16 protein-coding genes are annotated in these 17,911 nt (G+C 42.4%); 8 read left to right on the top strand and 8 right to left on the bottom strand.

Going from position 1 to position 17,911, the window contains the following annotated elements:
- Position 1 precedes the first annotated feature (1 nt).
- Entirely contained in the window at positions 2-1,102 is a 1,101-nt protein-coding gene (locus ONT19_RS12020; RefSeq protein ID WP_264952055.1) for a glycosyltransferase family 4 protein, read from the top strand.
- On the opposite strand, the gene ONT19_RS12025 is transcribed toward ONT19_RS12020, so the two are convergent.
- Both ONT19_RS12025 and ONT19_RS12030 read right to left on the bottom strand, forming a co-directional pair.
- On the bottom strand, positions 1,095-2,210 hold the full coding sequence (locus ONT19_RS12025; RefSeq protein WP_264952056.1) for a hypothetical protein: 1,116 nt from the start codon (positions 2,208-2,210) through the stop codon (positions 1,095-1,097). The two genes, ONT19_RS12020 and ONT19_RS12025, sit on opposite strands and share 8 nt — an antisense overlap.
- A 46-nt stretch (positions 2,211-2,256) precedes the next feature.
- Complete coding sequence (locus ONT19_RS12030; protein ID WP_264952057.1) at positions 2,257-3,279, bottom strand: glycosyltransferase family 8 protein; 1,023 nt, start codon at positions 3,277-3,279, stop codon at positions 2,257-2,259.
- Positions 3,280-3,294: 15 nt separating this feature from the next.
- Here ONT19_RS12030 and ONT19_RS12035 point away from each other — a divergent pair, with 15 nt between their 5' ends.
- Positions 3,295-4,266, top strand: coding sequence for a glycosyltransferase family 2 protein (locus tag ONT19_RS12035; protein ID WP_233400657.1), 972 nt, complete (start codon positions 3,295-3,297; stop codon positions 4,264-4,266).
- Between the two features lie 320 nt (positions 4,267-4,586).
- On the opposite strand, the gene nadA is transcribed toward ONT19_RS12035, so the two are convergent.
- The 3 genes from nadA to ONT19_RS12050 form a co-directional block, all read right to left on the bottom strand.
- Positions 4,587-5,579 carry a quinolinate synthase NadA gene (gene nadA, locus ONT19_RS12040; protein ID WP_264952058.1) on the bottom strand — a complete coding sequence of 331 codons (993 nt, stop codon included), beginning with the start codon at positions 5,577-5,579 and terminating at the stop codon, positions 4,587-4,589.
- A gap of 549 nt (positions 5,580-6,128) precedes the next feature.
- Positions 6,129-7,214 carry a glycosyltransferase family 9 protein gene (locus tag ONT19_RS12045; protein ID WP_118140486.1) on the bottom strand — a complete coding sequence of 362 codons (1,086 nt, stop codon included), beginning with the start codon at positions 7,212-7,214 and terminating at the stop codon, positions 6,129-6,131.
- Positions 7,215-7,308: 94 nt separating this feature from the next.
- Positions 7,309-7,911, bottom strand: coding sequence for a DUF4254 domain-containing protein (locus ONT19_RS12050; RefSeq protein WP_006848239.1), 603 nt, complete (start codon positions 7,909-7,911; stop codon positions 7,309-7,311).
- 225 nt (positions 7,912-8,136) lie between these two features.
- Between ONT19_RS12050 and ONT19_RS12055 the strand changes: the two genes are divergently transcribed.
- The 6 genes from ONT19_RS12055 (at position 8,137) to ONT19_RS12080 (ending at position 15,298) form a co-directional block, all read left to right on the top strand.
- Entirely contained in the window at positions 8,137-8,373 is a 237-nt protein-coding gene (locus ONT19_RS12055) for an acyl carrier protein (RefSeq protein ID WP_006848240.1), read from the top strand.
- A gap of 22 nt (positions 8,374-8,395) precedes the next feature.
- A complete protein-coding gene (gene fabF / locus ONT19_RS12060) occupies positions 8,396-9,658 on the top strand; it encodes a beta-ketoacyl-ACP synthase II (RefSeq protein ID WP_006848241.1) in 1,263 nt (420 codons plus the stop codon).
- On the top strand, positions 9,648-10,730 hold the full coding sequence (gene rnc, locus ONT19_RS12065) for a ribonuclease III (protein WP_022120507.1): 1,083 nt from the start codon (positions 9,648-9,650) through the stop codon (positions 10,728-10,730). The genes fabF and rnc overlap by 11 nt, the downstream gene beginning before the upstream one ends.
- 207 nt (positions 10,731-10,937) lie before the next feature.
- Positions 10,938-12,446 (top strand): GH3 auxin-responsive promoter family protein, encoded by a 1,509-nt coding sequence (locus ONT19_RS12070; protein WP_264952059.1) that lies wholly within the window; start codon positions 10,938-10,940, stop codon positions 12,444-12,446.
- 65 nt (positions 12,447-12,511) lie between these two features.
- On the top strand, positions 12,512-14,479 hold the full coding sequence (locus tag ONT19_RS12075; RefSeq protein ID WP_118254461.1) for an Ig-like domain-containing domain: 1,968 nt from the start codon (positions 12,512-12,514) through the stop codon (positions 14,477-14,479).
- A 6-nt stretch (positions 14,480-14,485) separates the two neighbouring features.
- A complete protein-coding gene (locus ONT19_RS12080) occupies positions 14,486-15,298 on the top strand; it encodes a DUF3108 domain-containing protein (RefSeq protein ID WP_022120510.1) in 813 nt (270 codons plus the stop codon).
- Positions 15,299-15,365: 67 nt separating this feature from the next.
- On the opposite strand, the gene ONT19_RS12085 is transcribed toward ONT19_RS12080, so the two are convergent.
- From ONT19_RS12085 to ONT19_RS12095, 3 genes are all read right to left on the bottom strand, one after another.
- Complete coding sequence (locus tag ONT19_RS12085; protein ID WP_264952060.1) at positions 15,366-16,322, bottom strand: sensor histidine kinase; 957 nt, start codon at positions 16,320-16,322, stop codon at positions 15,366-15,368.
- Positions 16,309-17,103 (bottom strand): hypothetical protein, encoded by a 795-nt coding sequence (locus ONT19_RS12090; RefSeq protein ID WP_264952061.1) that lies wholly within the window; start codon positions 17,101-17,103, stop codon positions 16,309-16,311. The genes ONT19_RS12085 and ONT19_RS12090 overlap by 14 nt, the downstream gene beginning before the upstream one ends.
- 74 nt (positions 17,104-17,177) lie before the next feature.
- Positions 17,178-17,885 (bottom strand): response regulator transcription factor, encoded by a 708-nt coding sequence (locus tag ONT19_RS12095; protein WP_264952062.1) that lies wholly within the window; start codon positions 17,883-17,885, stop codon positions 17,178-17,180.
- Positions 17,886-17,911 lie beyond the last annotated feature (26 nt).

Raw genomic sequence — 17,911 nt, forward strand, 5'->3', positions numbered from 1 at the left:
AATGGAAATAGTATATGTTATAGAAGATTTTTCAATAAAAGGTGGAGCAGAACGAATTATTGCTGAAAAGGCTAATTATTTAGCCTCAAGATTTCAACATCATGTTACTATTGTTTCCATATATCATGATGAGCATCCTATAAGCTACCATCTAGAGGAAAGCGTGGATTTCATCTCTCTTGAAATTCCGTTCACTCCCAAAAATAATTCTATTCTATTAAAAACTCTTTTTAGAATAATAACAATAGGAAAAATTATCTTTAAATTTCAAACTATTATCAATCGTATCCAACCTAAACTCATATTCTATACTATGAGTTTGGGAGCTATCTTATTACCCTTAATCAAAACAAAAGCAAAAAAAGTATACGAGTCGCATTCTGCTCGTTCATTTACTCCTTATCATAAATTATTTTTTCTTATGGAAAAAGCGGCCGATCAAGTAGTTTGCTTAACTAAAGGTGACGCTAAAGAATATAAACATACAAAAAAAATAAGTATTATACCCAATTTTATCAACACACCCCATAAACTAGTGGAAAACTATGACACCAAAAGAGTAATAGCTGTTGGTAGACTAGAATATGCTAAAGGATTTGATGTTCTTATAGAATGCTGGAAAAAAATTGCAAAAAAATATCCAAACTGGCAACTCCATATCTATGGAGAAGGTAGTTGCTATGAACAATTACAACAACAAATCAATTTTCTCAATCTAAAAGAACAAATTATACTTTGTGGCAGAACCGATAATATATGGGATATCTATCCTAATTATAGTATTCAAGTTATACCATCAAGATATGAAGGTCAACCCATAACTCTTATCGAAGGGCAAGCCTGCGGAATACCAACTGTAGCATTTGACTTTAAATATGGTGCAAAAGATATTATAACCAATGGATATAATGGTTTTTTAATACCACAAGGGGATAAAAATAAGTTTTCTGAAGCAATCATACAAATGATAAGTTCAGAAAACCTGAGACAAAAATTTGGAATCCATGCTATAAAAGTAGGAAAACAATACTATCGTGAACAGATATTTCCTAAATGGGTAAAACTTATAGAACAATTATATAACACTTATGTTTCTACATGAGTGAAATAAATAATTGTTCATACTCTTTTGCCACCTTCCTATAATCGTGGTATTTCATAACGAAAGAGATACTTTGGTGCGAGAGAGAGGTTAGATTTCCAGGAAGGAAAAAAGCCTGCTCGATGATTGCCACATTCTGAGATTCTGAATACTCAGGACTCACATTGATGATAGGGCGTAATTCTGTTTCACCAATGAACTCATAATATTCTTCCTCTCCTCCACCGATAACCACAGTACCACGTGCCATGGCTGCCAACGAATTCATGGATGGAGTATAACTGTAAAACTGATCTACCAGAACATCTGCTTCATCCAGCATCCGGCAATATTCATCATAGTCTACTCCTTCTACATATTTGAGTTCTATCTTACCAGGATTTTTCTTTGCCAGAATTTCCACAAAATGAGCTATCTTTAAAGCACCTTTCAGATACTCGCGCTTAGGTTGTAAACCTACAAGCACTTTGATAACCTCACCATTCCCTTTCTGCCTGTTTTCATCTATAGCAGGAATTATCATCGGAAGAGGAATATAGTAAAGCTTCTTATGGAAATCAGGAACATCGTAGCCGAGATAATACTCATAAAGACAGGCTATCAAAGCATCAGAATGATAAGATACAGTATGCCAGCACTTATCAAACTGAGGCATGAAATGAAAAGCCATACGCTCTTTATTCTCCTCGATATTCTGCAATTTACCATTCCAATAAGTATCAGAATAAGCTGGAATACCCTTGGCCTGTTGCCTGAACAGATGTGGGTCATCGGCAAAACAGCCTTTAATGATTCGCTTATTGGTAAACTTGAGAAACCAGAATATCAGCATGTTCCACCATCCCATCAAAGGCACAAATTGATAGTTATGTACCTGAACAATATCATTTCCACATATCTTATGAAGATTGCAGACAATTTTCCACAATACCATAAGCCCGCTCCATCTTCCATAACGCTCCATATTACGGCGCAAGTCGATGTCACGAGGAGAGTTGTGCCAATCATTGCCGTCGGACATCAGCGTTACCTGATGTCCAAGTTCTACTAATCCCTTCTTGAGAGTATTATGTAGCAAACTAGACTCACCAACCAACAGAATCTTCATAACTTTATATGATACTTATTTATAAGATACTTGAATATCAGAAATCTTAAGACAATTCAATATACCTATTTTCTACAATATAATCAGACTTGCGCAGTCCCATGCTTACCACCAGTTTTATGGCCATTTTCTCCAGGCAGAACTTCAATGGCATCCAGCGCTTTTCTTTTTCATCACGCCAAGGACTCATCGCTTTATACTTATCAAATTCTTTTTTCCATGGATGTTGGCAGTTCTTATACCATGGTTTAGGAATACCCGTAAAATGGATGATGGCCGGATGAGCCTGAGCTTCCAATATCTGTTCATCAAATTCCCAGGAGATAAGAGAATAACGCAAATCAAACCAATACTCATTCAGTACATTATATCTGATAGGTAATACCAACTTAGAATTCTTAAACAGATAGTTCAGTACATCCTGATCATGACATCTCAACCTTTCCGTATTAGATTTCACATAATCAAAGAATTTGAGAAGCACCTGCTTTTCACGCCAATATTTCAGATTGACAACTAACATACCTGCATTAAAATACCCCAAAGTTTGGGGATAACGCAAGCGATTATAGTGTTCTATCTTATTATTATAACTATCTGGAACAGCAGCAATTGCATAGTTTTCAACAGAAGTATTCCACAATTCAACAAGTTTATCCACAACCAGAATATCGCCATCTAGATAGATAACCTTATCAATATCAGCAGGCAGAATTTCCGTAAGATACAAACGATAATAAGTAGCAAACGAAGTTCCTACATGATCTACTTGAAAATCCAGACCAATTGGAAAATGTTTGAAGATATCATCATTAATTAGATAGAAATGAATATTTTGCTGATAACGGGCAGCTATGGTTCTGATAGAATCCAATAATGCAGCAGAATCCTGATCATGCAAGAGATGTACATTGACAACTTCTCCTCTGTTGCTCTCAAACAAAGAGGTCAACATGATACCGGTCGGCATGATATATTTACTATCAGTAGAACAAACTATTTCCATTTTTATGTTTTTTGTACTACTATTAATACGTAAATTAAATCTTTTTATTATCTTTGCAGTCATAAAAAAGAATAACTTATGCAGAAAGAATTAATATCAGAGATATCTTCACCATTGGTGAGTTTCATCATTACTACAAGCAACCATCAGAAAGAACATCTTGTAGAATGCATCAATAGTATCCTTCAGCTTTCGCTCAATGCCAAAGAGAGGGAAATAATTCTCGTTGATGATGATAGCGAAGAATTGGTAGCCAGCCAGATAAAAGAGTTGCTGGATAACCTGCTCTATTTAAGAATACCCGGCTTAGGCAGCAGTATGGCACGCAACTATGGCATGTACTTAGCCAAAGGGAAATACATCCAGTTTATAGAAGGAGATGATTATCTTCTTCAGCCAACCTACGAACATTGCCTTGACATCGTGAGATTCCACGAACCAGATATCGTTACATTCTGTTTCAGCAAGGATGATACAGGAGAACCATCTTACGAACTCCCTACCCCAATCAGCGGCACAGAATATCTCAACAACAATACCCTTTTAGGCTCAGCCTGTTCCTATATATTCCGCCGCGCCATTGTGGGTAGCCTGTTATTCTCACCAAACATCAGTTTCGGCGAGGACGAGGAATTCACACCACAACTCTTCTTACGGGCAGAACGAATATTCAAGACTCAGACCTCACCTTATTATAATAGAGTGGACAAATACGCACCTGGTGAATTAGAAAATAAGGATAAGATAGATATCCACATGGACAATAAACTGGAGGTAATTCTACATCTTCAGAAGTTGCTCGATACGGTTCCTGTAGCAGAGCGCCAGGCACTCAACCGCCGTATTGCCCAGCTCTCGATGGATTATCTGGTTAACAATATCCGCTTGAAACATTCGTTGATATCCTTGAATCATGCCATCAGAAAATTAAGGAAACATGGGTTATATCCTCTTCCGAACAAAGAATATACCAAGAAATATATGATGTTCAGAAAGATGATAGGTACATACGTAGGACGAATTGCACTTCTCTTTCTTATCAAGAAATAAATGAATGAAGGCATAAAGATTTCTCCTATCTGGATTAGTATGCAGAGAGATAAGAGCAAATCCTATATAAACAAAAATAGAGCATTCAAATCACTTGAACGCTCTATCTTTATAATTAGATTAAATTTTCTAATATTATTTGTATAAGTAAAAGATGATGAAATGACGTTTCACAACGTCCGTTTGTTTTAACTGATGCAAAGATACGACGTTTTTTGTCTATAAAGTCGTAAATTATGCATTTTATGGTAGTGAAATATGATTTTTCACCCATAAAAAACAAATTTTACCACCAATCTTATAATTTTCACCACATTATTCTACGATAGTGACAACATCTTTTCTATTGGTTTGACCGCTTTTTTCGCTATTTCAGGAGCCACTTCAACTGTTGGCCAACCAAATTTCAATGCATTGTATATCTTCTTGAGCGTATTCATCTTCATATACTCACACTCGTTGCAGCTGCAACCTACTCCACCCTCACTTACCTCTGGAGGTACGGGATAGAAAATTACGTTAGGACAATTACGCTCCAGCTCATGCAGGATACCAGCCTCTGTAGCGATAATATACTCCTTGATTTCAGGATGCTCTTGGGCATAATGTAACATGGTGGCTGTAGAGCCCTTTACATCGGCTACAGCAAGTACTGGTGCCTTACACTCCAAGTGAGCCATCACAACAGCCTCAGGATGCTTCTGCTTCAGTTTAACTATAGCCTCTACAGAGAATTTCTCATGTACATGGCAACCACCGTTCCAAAGCAACATATTGCGGCCTGTAACGCTGTTTATATAGTTACCGAGATTATAGTCTGGACCAAAGATGATTTTTTCGTCCTGTGGGAAACTGTCAATCACCTTCTTAGCATTACCGCTTGTCACTACACAATCTGTCAGCGCCTTCACTGCAGCCGTGGTGTTTACATAACTCACAACCTTATATCCTGGATGCTCTTCCTTGTACTTTTTCAAATCCTCAGCCTTACAGCTGTCAGCAAGCGAGCAACCAGCATTCAAGTCAGGACAAATCACGGTTTTGTCTGGACTCAAGAGTTTGCATGTCTCAGCCATGAAGTGCACGCCACACATAACCATTACCTGGGCATTGGTTTCTGCAGCTTTACGAGCCAAAGCCAGAGAGTCGCCAACAAAGTCGGCGATGTCCTGAATCTCACCTACCGTATAGTAGTGGGCGAGGATAATAGCATCTTTCTCCTTGCAAAGCTTTCTGATTTCAGCTTTCAAGTCCAAGGCTTCGTCAACGGGTTCGTCAACGTATCCTTTCTCAATCCATTCTTTTTTCACCATAACATTCATATTATATTTCTTATTTTTTATTTTTAAAAAGAGAATATAGAGATGATGATATGCCGTGGATAAGTGGATAACATTCTGCATAAAAACTTGCGTATTTCGTTATCCAAGTCTTATTCCAGTTTATCCGCAGAGGTCTTTGAAATCTTTTTCTTGTCTCTTAATGCATTAACCGGTTTATCAACATTTCCCCAATTCGGTGCAAAGTTAATAAGTTTATATCTTTTTTCGGTCAAAAACTGCGAAAAAGTTTCTAAAAACTTAATAATATCTATGTGGATATCCTCTTTTCGTTGGTTTGAGATAGGTATGTGTGGATATTTACAAACTTATTAAAAAGTTATTATTGGGGTTTTCCGTACACTTATCCACGCTTTTGTGGAAAACAAAAAAAAGCAGAAATCCATCAGGATATTCTGCTCTCTGGTCTGAGTTATTTATATGGTAGTTTTTGGTTATAGGATTTCCGTCTGTTTCTTTCTATTCTATACCTATTTATATATAGGTTTCTGATATATTATTATATATAGAAGTTCTGATTCCCTATCTTTTGTTCAAAACAGAATCAATTTTTTCTGTTACCAGTTCAGGAGAGATATTCTTCATACATGCGAAGTCTCCCCTAGCGCAAGGCTTGTTACCATAGATACTGCAAGGGCGGCAAGGTAAGTCAAGCTGTACGGCATTGGCAGGATCCTGATGCCAGCCCATGAAACCTGCGTATGGATGGGTAGCTCCCCAGATGCTTACTACAGGAGTGTTAACAAGCGATGCCAAGTGCATATTGGCACTATCCATGCTCACCATAACGTGCAGATGACTAATCAGGATGAGTTCCTGTTTCAATCCGTTAAGATGAGAAGAAGCGTTAATGAGCTGTGAATACTTCTCAGCCCAGTCGTTCATCACTGGTGTTTCGTCTTTGCCTCCACCGAAAAGGAAGATATGAGCGTGTGGATGATTGTGGATAAGTCGCTGGATAACTTTTTCCATCAGTTGTATCGGATATATTTTTCCCTCGTGTGCAGCGAAGGGAGCAATACCAATCCACGGCTCTGTTATGTGCTTGTCTTCTAGTGAGATAGCATTCTCTCCTACTCCGAATACCTCCTGTGGTAAGATACTTAAATCTCCTTGTTTTCCATCCCCATAGATAGATGTGAAATCCATGTGGATAGGATATCCAAGTTGTGCAAAAACATCAGCATAGTTTTGGAATGATGTAGGTTGCTGCACAAGTTTTTTACCATTAGAAGCTACCAGCTTGCGTTTTCCCTTGCGATGTTTGTCAATATGTGCAACCTTGAAGTTATCCAGGTTGAAGCGCATACGCAGATAATCGGAACGCAGCACGCTATGTAAATCGGCAATTGCTGTAAACTGTTTGGCTATCAATCGGCGATAGAGTGCGTTGAGTCCTTTCACCCCTTTGTATTCCTCCTTGATATCAGCTTCCATAAAGCCAACGTTAGGAGCCAAGTCTTCAAAGAAAGGACGGGCAAAGGGACGACTGAGCACAGTAATTCTTACTTTCGGGTATTGTTTGGCCAAAGATTGAATTACAGGTACGGTCATGGCTACATCGCCCATGGCTGAAAATCTAATTACCAGGATATGCTCAGTTTTCATCGTTTTTTTCTTCTATATATAATATAAGGTGAAAAAAGAGAGCCATACCTCTTATTATATAATAAGGTATATGCGCTCTCCTATTCTGTTTTTTTTATTTCTTGTAGAGTACAGGATTGGTTGAAGGATCGTTGTACATCTTCATCTGTCGGTAAACCTTCATGTATTTGCGTCCAGCCTCGATATCTTCCAAGAGTTGGTCGATAGCTGTAGAAAGGTCTACCTGCTGTTCCAAGAGGACATCCAGTTTGGCTTGGCATTTCGCTTTGTGCTCAGCCGAAGCTTCCGGGCGTTCCACCTGCTCCTTCATGTGATAAATCTTGAGGGCAAGAATACTCAAGCGGTCAACAGCCCATGCAGGACTCTCAGTGTTGATGCGTGCATCATCCTGAACCTTCACGTCTTTGTATGTTTCGCGGAAGTAAGTATCGATTTGCTCAACGAGGTCTGTTCTGTCCTGGTTGCTCTTGTCGATTCTGCGCTTCAATACGAGTGCTTCAGCCGGGTCTATCTGAGGATCACGGATAATATCCTCGAAATGCCACTGTACAGTGTCAATCCAGCACTTCAGATAAAGGCAGTTCTCGATGCTACCTTCCTGATATGGATTATTGATTGGTGTATCAATGTTGTCTTTGATATGATAATCGGCTATCGCCTGATTAAATATCTTATTGGCTTTTTCTGTAAATGTCATAATGGATTTAAATGTTTAATTAATACCGTACAAAAGTAACAAAATAATCTGAAACGACCAACAAAAAAGGAAAAAAATGCCAAAAATATGCACAATTAGGGGGTGTTTGTGCACAATAATGCACTTTTTTCGCCAAAATATTTGTTTATCTCAAAAAAAAAGTGTTCCTTTGCACCCAGATTTTTAATTAGAAATTGATTTATAAACATTTTAAAAGTTACAATTATGTCAGAAATTGAAAGCAAAGTAAAGGCAATTATCGTTGATAAACTCGGTGTTGATGAGGCTGAAGTTAAGCCAGAGGCAAGCTTCACAAATGATCTTGGTGCAGATTCTTTGGATACTGTAGAGTTGATCATGGAGTTCGAGAAGGAGTTCTCTATCTCTATCCCAGACGATAAGGCTGAGAAGATTGCTACTGTAGGTGACGCTATCTCTTACATTGAGGAGAACGCTAAGTAATTTAGCAGCTAAATTATACTAAATGGAATTAAAGAGAGTTGTTGTAACAGGTCTCGGTGCTGTGACTCCAGTTGGTAATACTCCTGAGGAAACTTGGGAGAGCCTCCTTGCTGGTAAGAGCGGTGCTGCGCCTATTACTCATTTCGATACAACCCTTTTCAAGACCAAGTTCGCTTGCGAGGTTAAAGGCCTGAACATCAATGATTGGATTGATCGTAAGGAAGCTCGCAAGCTTGACCGTTATACCCAGTTGGCTATGATTGCTGCCATGCAGGGTGTAAAGGATGCTAATATCGATCTTGAGAAGGAAGACTTGAACAACGTTGGCGTTGTATTCGGTGTAGGTATCGGTGGTATCAAGACTTTCGAGGATGAGGTGAAGTACTATGGTACTCACGAGGAGAATGGTCCTAAGTTTAACCCATTCTTCATCCCTAAGATGATTGCAGATATCGCTTCTGGTCAGATTTCCATCCACTTTGGATTCCACGGACCAAACTACACTACTACATCTGCATGTGCTTCTTCAAGCAATGCATTGGCTGATGCCTTCAACCTGATTCGTTTGGGTAAGGCAAACATCATCGTTAGCGGTGGTGCAGAGGCAGCTATCTGCGCTTGTGGCGTAGGTGGTTTCAATGCTATGCATGCATTGTCAACACGTAATGATGACCCAGAGCATGCTTCACGTCCGTTCAGCGCAAGCCGTGATGGATTTATCATGGGCGAGGGTGCAGGTTGCTTGATTCTCGAGGAACTTGAGCACGCTAAGGCTCGTGGTGCGAAGATTTATGCTGAGATGGTAGGTGAGGGCGAGAGTGCCGATGCTTATCACATCACAGCATCTCATCCTGAGGGTCTTGGGGCTAAGCTCGTTATGGAGCGTGCACTTGCTGATGCCAATCTGAAGCCAGAGGACATTGACTATATCAATGTTCACGGTACATCTACCCACGTAGGTGATATCTCAGAGGCTAAGGCTATCAAGGCTGTCTTCGGTGATGCAGCTTACAAGCTCAACATCAGTTCTACCAAGTCAATGACTGGTCACCTCCTTGGTGCTGCTGGTGCAGTAGAGGCTATGGCTTGTGTTCTTAGTGTGAAGAACGATATCGTTCCTCCTACTATCAACCACGAAGAGGGTGATGATGATCCAGAGCTCGATTACAACTTGAACTTTACCTTCAACAAAGCTCAGAAGCGTGAGGTTCGTGCTGCATTGAGTAATACTTTCGGATTCGGCGGTCACAACTGCTGTGTAGTATTCAAGAAGTATGCTGAATAATTTTATAGATAGGATAAAGCTCTCTTTCCGCAAGGATAAAGAGCTTTATTTGTCTTTATATGAAATCCTCGGTTTTTATCCTCACGACATCAGCTACTACAAGATGGCGCTGTTGCACAAGAGCATCATGCACCGCAATTCTAAGGGAAAACCAGTGAACAACGAGCGGTTGGAGTTCTTGGGTGATGCGGTTTTGGATGCTGTAGTAGGAGATATCGTGTACCAGCATTTCCCTGGCAAGCGTGAGGGATTCCTTACCAATACCCGAAGCAAGCTAGTGCAGCGTGATACGCTGAATAAACTGGCACAGGAAATGGGCATCAACCAGCTGATTCTTTCTAATGGCCACAGTTCTTCTCATAACAGTTATATGGGAGGAAATGCGTTCGAAGCTTTGGTAGGTGCCATTTATCTGGACCGTGGTTACGATGCCTGCATGTATTTTATGCAGAAACGTATTCTGGCACAAATGATAAACATCGATAAGGTGGCTTATAAGGAGGTTAACTTCAAGAGCAAACTCATCGAATGGAGCCAGAAAAACCGCGTGAAGCTGGATTTCGTTATGCTAGACCAGCAAAAAGACAAGAATGGTAGCCCGATTTTCACCTATCAGGTTGTACTCGAAGGTGTTGAAGGTGGAGTAGGAAAGGGCTATTCCAAGAAGGAAAGCCAGCAGGTGGCTTCTAAGACTAGCTTGGAAAAACTGCGCAAAGAACCACAGTATATTGATGCTGTGTTCACAGCTAAGGCTAACCGCACCAAGATGGAAGAGGAACCTGTTGAAAACGTGCCTAACACAGAAGTGAAAGACGATTTCATCATCTCGCAGGATGCTGATGCACAAAACGCACCGGTAGAGGAGAAGCACATCAATGTTTTCAAAGAGGAGGTTTTCACAGAAAAATCTGCCGAAACTGCCCAGGAAACTGAAGTGCAGGTCGAGGTGAAGGATGAAAAGAAGGAGAGTGATGAGTTCGATTTGAGCGACATCACGGCTCAGCCTAAGGAATTATCAAGAGAAGAGATTATTGCCGCTGCCGAAGCGGCTGCTTTCGGTAACGATGAGTAAACTGTATCTCTTTCCGGATAGGAAATACGATTTTACAGAAGACTCCCATAAGATGGTAAATATCGCCACTTATGGGAGTCTTTTGTGTTGTATATTTCCTTTTTGTATACTTTATCTTACCCTTTTGTATTAAAAAATAGTAAAAACTTTCTCTATATCAAAAGTTTGATTTACTTTTGCATCTACTTAAATGATATATATCTAGATATGAGTTTAACAACGATAGTAAGTAACGTCTTCAAACCTCGGCAGAAGGAGTTGGAGAAGTATGTCTATGATGCAGAACATTTGCAGCATAAAGTGCTTATGCACCTTATAAATAAAGGAAAAAATACTGAATATGGTGTCAAGCATTTATTAAATACCACCAACAGTTATGATAAATTTGCACAGAATATTCCTGTCAATACCTACGAGGAGTTGAAGGGGGATATCGACCGTATGCGTCATGGCGAAAAGGATATTCTATGGCCGGGACTGGTAAAATGGTACGCCAAGTCATCTGGCACCACCAACGATAAGAGTAAGTTTATCCCGGTTTCTCATGATGGCTTGCATGGCATTCATTATGCCGGAGGCTTTGATGCTGTAGCCTATTATCTGCGCAATAATCCGAAGAGCAGACTCTTTGATGGCAAGAGTCTTATCTTAGGTGGAAGCCATTCGCCTAACTATAATGTGTCGGATAGTCTGGTGGGTGACCTGAGCGCTATCCTCATCGAAAATATCAATCCGCTTGCCAATCTGGTGCGTGTTCCTAAGAAGTCAACCGCTCTCCTGAGCGATTTCGAAGTGAAACGCGACCTTATTGCCCGCGAAACGATGAATAAGAACGTAACCAATATCTCGGGTGTTCCTAGCTGGATGCTTAGTGTGCTGGTGCGTGTCATGGAACTTTCCGGCAAGAAGCATCTGGAAGAGGTATGGCCTAATCTGGAGGTATTCTTCCATGGCGGTATTGCCTTTACTCCTTACCGCAAGCAGTATGAACAGCTCATCACTTCGCCGAACATGCATTATATGGAGACTTATAATGCCAGCGAGGGATTCTTCGGACTGCAGGATGATCCGGCAGACCCAGCCATGTCGCTTATGATAGATTATGATGTATTCTACGAGTTTATCCCTATGGACGAATTCGGCAGCGAGAATCCTACCGTTGTGCCTCTCTGGGGTGTTGAGGTAGGCAAGAACTACGCTATGGTCATCACCACTTCCTGTGGTTTGTGGCGCTATCTCATCGGCGATACGGTTCAGTTTACCAGCAAGAATCCTTATAAGTTTGTCATTACCGGCCGTACCAAGTACTTTATTAATGCATTTGGCGAGGAACTGATCATGGATAATGCCGAGAAGGGATTGGCTTATGCCTGCGAGAAGACGGGTGCTCAGGTTTCTGATTATACCGCTGCGCCGGTTTATATGGACAGTAATGCCAAGTGCCGTCACCAGTGGCTCATAGAGTTCTCTCAAGAGCCAGCCAGCCTCGGTGAATTTGCCAGTCTGTTAGACCAGAAGCTGCAGGAAATCAACAGCGATTACGAGGCCAAGCGCTTTCACGACGTTACCCTCCAGCATCTGGAGATAGTGAAGGCCAAGCCGGGACTCTTCAATGAATGGCTGAAGAGCAAGGGCAAGTTAGGTGGACAGCATAAGATTCCACGCTTGAGCAACAGCCGCAAGAACATTGATGAGATGCTCATGATGAACAAATAAAACAAGCTGCATGCTTCTTCCGCCTGAAGTTGAAGTGATGCTGCGATATTAAGAAGATATAAAGAATGATTCAATTGAACGACATAAAGAGCAAGTTGAAGGCAAATTCACTGTTTCTGCCTTTCTACGTCTTAGCTTTCCTCATGTTGGCATCCTGTGCCAAGATGGGACAGCCGGATGGTGGTTGGTTCGACGAAACTCCTCCTAAGGTGATTGGAGCTTCGCCAGCCGATAAGGGCGTAAATGTGAAGCAGAAGAAGGTGAATATCTATTTCGACGAATATATCAAGGTAGATAATCCTACCGAGAAAGTGGTTGTTTCGCCTCCGCAGCTCGAAGTGCCTGAAATCAAGGCTTCGGGCAAGCATATTCAGATTTCTCTGGTAGATTCGCTTAAGCCGAATACTACCTATACCATCGACTTTTCCGATGCCATCAGCGATAATAACGAGGGCAATCCGATGGGAAACTATACCTACAGTTTCTCTACCGGAGAGGTCATCGATACGATGGAGGTGTCGGGATATGTGCTCGAATCAGAGAATCTGGAGCCTATCAAGGGTATTCTGGTAGGTCTTTACGCTGATCATGCCGATTCAGCCTTCAAGACCAAGCCTATGCTGCGTGTAAGCCGTACCGACAGCCGTGGTCGCTTCGTCATAAAAGGTGTGGCTCCGGGCTCTTACCGCATCTATGCCCTGCAGGATATGGATGGCAACTATATGTTCAGCCAGAAAAGCGAAAAACTCGCTTTTTCTCATGATATTATCGTGCCGTCAAGCAAGCCGGATGTACGACAGGATACTACATGGATTGATTCCTTGCATATCAAGTCGATAGATCAGGTTAATTATACTCATTTCCTACCGGATAATGTAGTACTCCGTGCCTTTACCGAACTGGTTTCCGACCGCTTCTTCCTCAAGGCAGAGCGTCAGAAGGCCAACTGTTTCTCGCTCTATTACAGTTATGGTGATTCTATCCTGCCACAGATCAAGGGCTTGAATTTTAATGAGAAAGATGCCTTTATTCTGGAAAAATCGGAGAAGAACGATACGCTTACCTATTGGCTCAAGGATACGGCGCTGGTCAACCAGGATACGCTGAATATAGAGCTTACTTACCGTATGACAGACAGTACGGGCGTGCTCCGCAACCAGACTGATACGCTCGAAATTCTTTCGAAGGAACCTTACGAAAAGCGTATGAAGGCGCAGGCTAAGGAACTGGAGAAATGGACCAAAAAGCAGGAAAAACTGAAGAAGAAGGGTGAACCTTATGATAGCGTGATGGCTGTAAAACCGCTTGATGTTCAGATGAGTGTCTCTTCTCAGCTCGATCCTGATAAGAATGTTATCTTCACCTTCAATACGCCGCTCGCCAAGGCCGATACGGCAGGCATTCATCTCTATGCCAAGCATGATACGCTATGGTATAGGGCGCCGATGGAGTTTAAGCCGCTGGGCAACCGCAAGTATATTCTGAGAGGCGAGTGGCGTCCGGACATAGAATATAGTTTGGAGGTTGATTCTGCCGCGTTCCAGGACATCTACGGACTTGTATCTAAACCTGTGAAACAGGGTTTCAAGGTCAATTCCCTGGATACTTACGGCACGCTGCTCATTAATGTAACTCACGATTTCGACAATCATCCGCTCCTCGTTCAGCTACTCAATGCGCAGGATCAGGTGGTGAAAGAAGTGAAGGCAGTGAACGGTGTAGCCGAATTCTATTATCTCAAGCCGGAGAAGTATTACATGCGTCTGATAGTAGACCGCAACGGCAACGGCAAGTGGGATACAGGCTGCTATGATAAGGATGAACAGGCAGAAGAGGTGTATTACTATCCAGACGTGATAGAATGCAAGGCTAAATGGGATTTAACTGAGAGTTGGGATCCTACGGCCCGTGAACTTTCCCGTCAGAAGCCTGGTGCCATTACCAAGCAGAAGCCTGATAAAGAAAAGAAAGTTAAGAACCAGAATGCGCAACGTGCCAAGAAACTTGGCATCGAGTACATTCCTAAATTATAAAGAGTTATGAAAACGATCAAATCATTCGGGATAGCATTATTGCTACTTCTGGTCAGCACTACGGTGTCTGCCCAGTGTACCTTCCGTAATACAGCCTTCAAGTCGGGTGAGTTCCTTACTTACAATCTGTATTACAATTGGAAGTTTGTTTGGGTAAAAGCTGGTAATGCCAGTATGTCTATCGTCCAAACCACCCGTCATGGTAAGCCTGCTTATCGCGGTTCTCTTGTTACAAGAGGCAATAAGCGTGTAGATGATATCTTTGTGCTTCGCGACACTCTGCTCTGCTACAGCGGCACCGATATGGCGCCTATGTATTTCCGTAAGGGAGCTCACGAGGGCAAGCGCTATACGGTAGATGAGGTATTCTACAGCTATTCTGGCGGTAGGTGTCATCTCAAACAGCACCGTCAGCAGCATGATGGTAAGCATGTATGGAAGAATGCCACCTACGATGATTGTGTTTTTGACATGATGAACATCTTCCTGCGTGCCCGCAGTTTCGATCCTGCCAACTGGAAGAAGGGTTATACCGTAAAATTCCCTATTGCTGATGGAAAGAACCGCACTCCAGCTCAGATAAAGTTTGATGGTAAGGTTACCATCAAGGCAGATAATGGTGTGAAGTACCGTTGCCTGCGCCTTGCCTATATGGAGTATGAGAATCGCAAGTATAAGAGAATCGTAGATTTCTATGTAACCGATGATGAGAATCATATTCCTATCCGTTTGGATATGTTCCTCAAGTTTGGTGCTGCCAAGGCATTCCTCGTAGGAATGAAGGGTGTGAGAAATCCGGTTTCTTCAATCGTGAAATAAGATAAAACAAAGCTCTCGGTGCATGATGCATCGGGAGCTTTGTTATTAATATGGCTGTGCAAGCTGATTATTTCGGCAGCGATATGGTGAACTCCGACCATTTGCCTTTTTCGCTCTTTACGCTTACTTTGCCGCCATGGGCATTGATTACCTGCAGCACGTAGTTCAGGCCGATACCGAAGCCGCCACGGGTCTTCCGGGCGTCTCTTTCGTGCTCAGCAGCACGCTCAAAGCGGTTGAAGATGGTTTTCAACTCACTTTTGGCTATGCCGATACCCTCATCGTATATCTTGATATATACATTTCTGTCATTCTCGGAGGTGGAAATCTGAATGTTGATTTCTTCCTTCGAGTATTTGGTGGCGTTATCTACTATATTGCTGATAGCCTCCTTCAGATATTCTTCATCTGCCAGTGCCGAAGTGGCTCCGAATAGGGTGGTGATTTGAATCGGTTTCGCCGATTTCGCCTTGTATTTATCCACCACATCCTCTATCATCGCCTCCAGATCTATTTCAGCCTTCTGGATACTCCGTTTACCATGTTCCAGTTTTGAGATGGTAAGTAGGCGGTTGATGAGAGCCAGCAGATGCTGTGCCTCGTCTTCTACGATACAGAAATATTTCTCCTTTATTTCCGGCTTCTTCTCCAGTACGCCGCTGTGCAGATATTTGGTTCCCATGATGATGGAGGTGAGCGGCGACTTCATGTCGTGAACCATTGCATAGGAGAAATCCTCGCGCAGCAGGCGAACCCTTTCTTGCTCATCAATATAGTTGATTTGGTCGATAAGGCTCAGGATGATGACCACCGTGGTGAGGAGAGAGGTGAGAACGGTGAACTTGCTTTCGTAAAAGGCTGCGAGCAGGGCCTGTGCCCTGACATCCGGTGCCAGGTTCCAGGGTGTTTCAAACCCCATCTGGTGAACGGTCATCTCGAAGGAGTTCCACATCCAGAACAGCTGCATGCAGAGCACGGCTATCAGCGCCGTGGTGCTGAGTATTTTGGTTCTATTCGTTTTCATCTTTCACAAGCATTTCAGGCAGTTTCCTGCTCAGGGCAGCGAATCCGCCTATGGTTAATGCCGTACCGGCTATCAGGAGCAATATGCCGAGCACTTTCGATTCAAAATGGAAGGGAACCAGATTGGATACGAAATAAAGCACGAAGAGAATGATGGTGCTGCGTGTCTTGCCGTATATCCAGCTGCAATAGCAGAGGGTGATAAAACCGAGCACGGTCAGATCTACATTGATATCACCACTGGGTGTTACCGACATCATGCTGGCTGGCAGCATCATGATCGAGAGCGTGAGCAGCTGCACCCAACTCTTCTTGCCGCAGCGGATCAGTTCCTCCTGAATGGCGCCGAAGAATATGTAGGCAGATATAAACGATCCGTTGATATTAAAAGGCAGGAAGCCGAGATAGCTAATATCCATCATCTGCTTGGGAAGGAAGTCGAGATGGAAGAGATTCATGATGGAATAGAAGACCATGGTGAAGCCTAGAATCGGCATGGTGCAAATGGTCATCGCCTTCCATTTGGCTGCAGGAATCACCTTTCCAAGCGAGAACCTGGAGAATTTGTAATGTCCGAAGGTGAACCATACGATGAGTATGCCCAGAAATCCGATGACTATTATAAACGGATAGACGGATTCCTTCAGAGCTTCTATCTGCTGGCTGTGGGAGCCCGAATCCATGTTCATTGCCATGTAGAGTCCCACCAGGAATCCTCCCAGGAAGATGGTGATGAGATATTCTGCCAGAAACAGTATGTAGTATAATATCGCTTTCAGCATAATGATGTCTTTTCTGTCTTTTTTCTTTATTCTAATTTGATTCTCGTATGATGTTATGAGGGGGTGGGGGATGTCTATTCTGCGATGAGTTTGAATCCCACACCTCTGATGGTTTTCAGTTCTACGCCCGGTTCGTCTTCCAGCGCTGTGCGGATTTTCTTGATGAATACATCCAAACTTCTGGAAGCAAAATAGTCTTTGTCTTCCACGCCCCAGAACCGGTTCAATACGGCTTCGCGGCGCACCACCTCGTTTTTGTTTACTGCCAGCAGTTCCAGAATCTTTGCCTCTCGTGCGGTGAGCATTTTCTGTTTACCATCCTGCGTATCTTTCAGAGTAGCATGGTCGGCATCTAGAATGTATTTACCCAGTTTTATCTGGTTGCTGGCGTTTTCGCTGCGGGCTCCGGCTTTCAGTTGGAGCAGGCTATGTATATGAGCATCAAGCTCTTCCGGAATAAACGGCTTCTTCACATAGTTGTTGGCCCCGGCGGCATAACCTGCCTTCAGGTCTTTCGGCGAGGTGAGTCCGGTGGTAAACAGAATTATGGTTTTTCCGTCAACCTCGCGTATTTTCTTCACCATTTCTATTCCGTCCATGATGTGCATGTCGATATCAGATACGATAACATCGGGCTGAAAGTCTTGCCACACCTTCAGTCCTTCCTTGCCGTTTACGGCGGTTTTCACCTCATATCCTCCTATGATATCTTCGAAGCAACTTTTCTCCATATAGGCGAGGTTTTCATCATCCTCTACCAGGAGCAGTTTAGTATTTGCCATAATCTTTTCAGTTTTTGATGATTACA

Source organism: Segatella copri, assembly GCF_026015625.1.
GTDB classification, from domain to species: domain Bacteria; phylum Bacteroidota; class Bacteroidia; order Bacteroidales; family Bacteroidaceae; genus Prevotella; species Prevotella copri_H.

What these genes read in the sequence shown, in the direction of transcription:
- ONT19_RS12030 (WP_264952057.1), bottom strand. Translation starts at nt 3,279, where the DNA reads ATGACTGCAAAGATAATAAAAAGATTTAATTTACGTATTAATAGTAGT.
- ONT19_RS12035 (WP_233400657.1), top strand. Translation starts at nt 3,295, where the DNA reads ATGCAGAAAGAATTAATATCAGAGATATCTTCACCATTGGTGAGTTTC.
- ONT19_RS12020 (WP_264952055.1), top strand. Translation starts at nt 2, where the DNA reads ATGGAAATAGTATATGTTATAGAAGATTTTTCAATAAAAGGTGGAGCA.
- ONT19_RS12055 (WP_006848240.1), top strand. Translation starts at nt 8,137, where the DNA reads ATGTCAGAAATTGAAAGCAAAGTAAAGGCAATTATCGTTGATAAACTC.
- ONT19_RS12075 (WP_118254461.1), top strand. Translation starts at nt 12,512, where the DNA reads ATGATTCAATTGAACGACATAAAGAGCAAGTTGAAGGCAAATTCACTG.
- ONT19_RS12080 (WP_022120510.1), top strand. Translation starts at nt 14,486, where the DNA reads ATGAAAACGATCAAATCATTCGGGATAGCATTATTGCTACTTCTGGTC.
- ONT19_RS12070 (WP_264952059.1), top strand. Translation starts at nt 10,938, where the DNA reads ATGAGTTTAACAACGATAGTAAGTAACGTCTTCAAACCTCGGCAGAAG.
- ONT19_RS12085 (WP_264952060.1), bottom strand. Translation starts at nt 16,322, where the DNA reads ATGAAAACGAATAGAACCAAAATACTCAGCACCACGGCGCTGATAGCC.
- fabF (WP_006848241.1), top strand. Translation starts at nt 8,396, where the DNA reads ATGGAATTAAAGAGAGTTGTTGTAACAGGTCTCGGTGCTGTGACTCCA.
- ONT19_RS12090 (WP_264952061.1), bottom strand. Translation starts at nt 17,103, where the DNA reads ATGCTGAAAGCGATATTATACTACATACTGTTTCTGGCAGAATATCTC.
- ONT19_RS12045 (WP_118140486.1), bottom strand. Translation starts at nt 7,214, where the DNA reads ATGAAAACTGAGCATATCCTGGTAATTAGATTTTCAGCCATGGGCGAT.
- ONT19_RS12050 (WP_006848239.1), bottom strand. Translation starts at nt 7,911, where the DNA reads ATGACATTTACAGAAAAAGCCAATAAGATATTTAATCAGGCGATAGCC.
- rnc (WP_022120507.1), top strand. Translation starts at nt 9,648, where the DNA reads ATGCTGAATAATTTTATAGATAGGATAAAGCTCTCTTTCCGCAAGGAT.
- ONT19_RS12025 (WP_264952056.1), bottom strand. Translation starts at nt 2,210, where the DNA reads ATGAAGATTCTGTTGGTTGGTGAGTCTAGTTTGCTACATAATACTCTC.
- nadA (WP_264952058.1), bottom strand. Translation starts at nt 5,579, where the DNA reads ATGGTGAAAAAAGAATGGATTGAGAAAGGATACGTTGACGAACCCGTT.
- ONT19_RS12095 (WP_264952062.1), bottom strand. Translation starts at nt 17,885, where the DNA reads ATGGCAAATACTAAACTGCTCCTGGTAGAGGATGATGAAAACCTCGCC.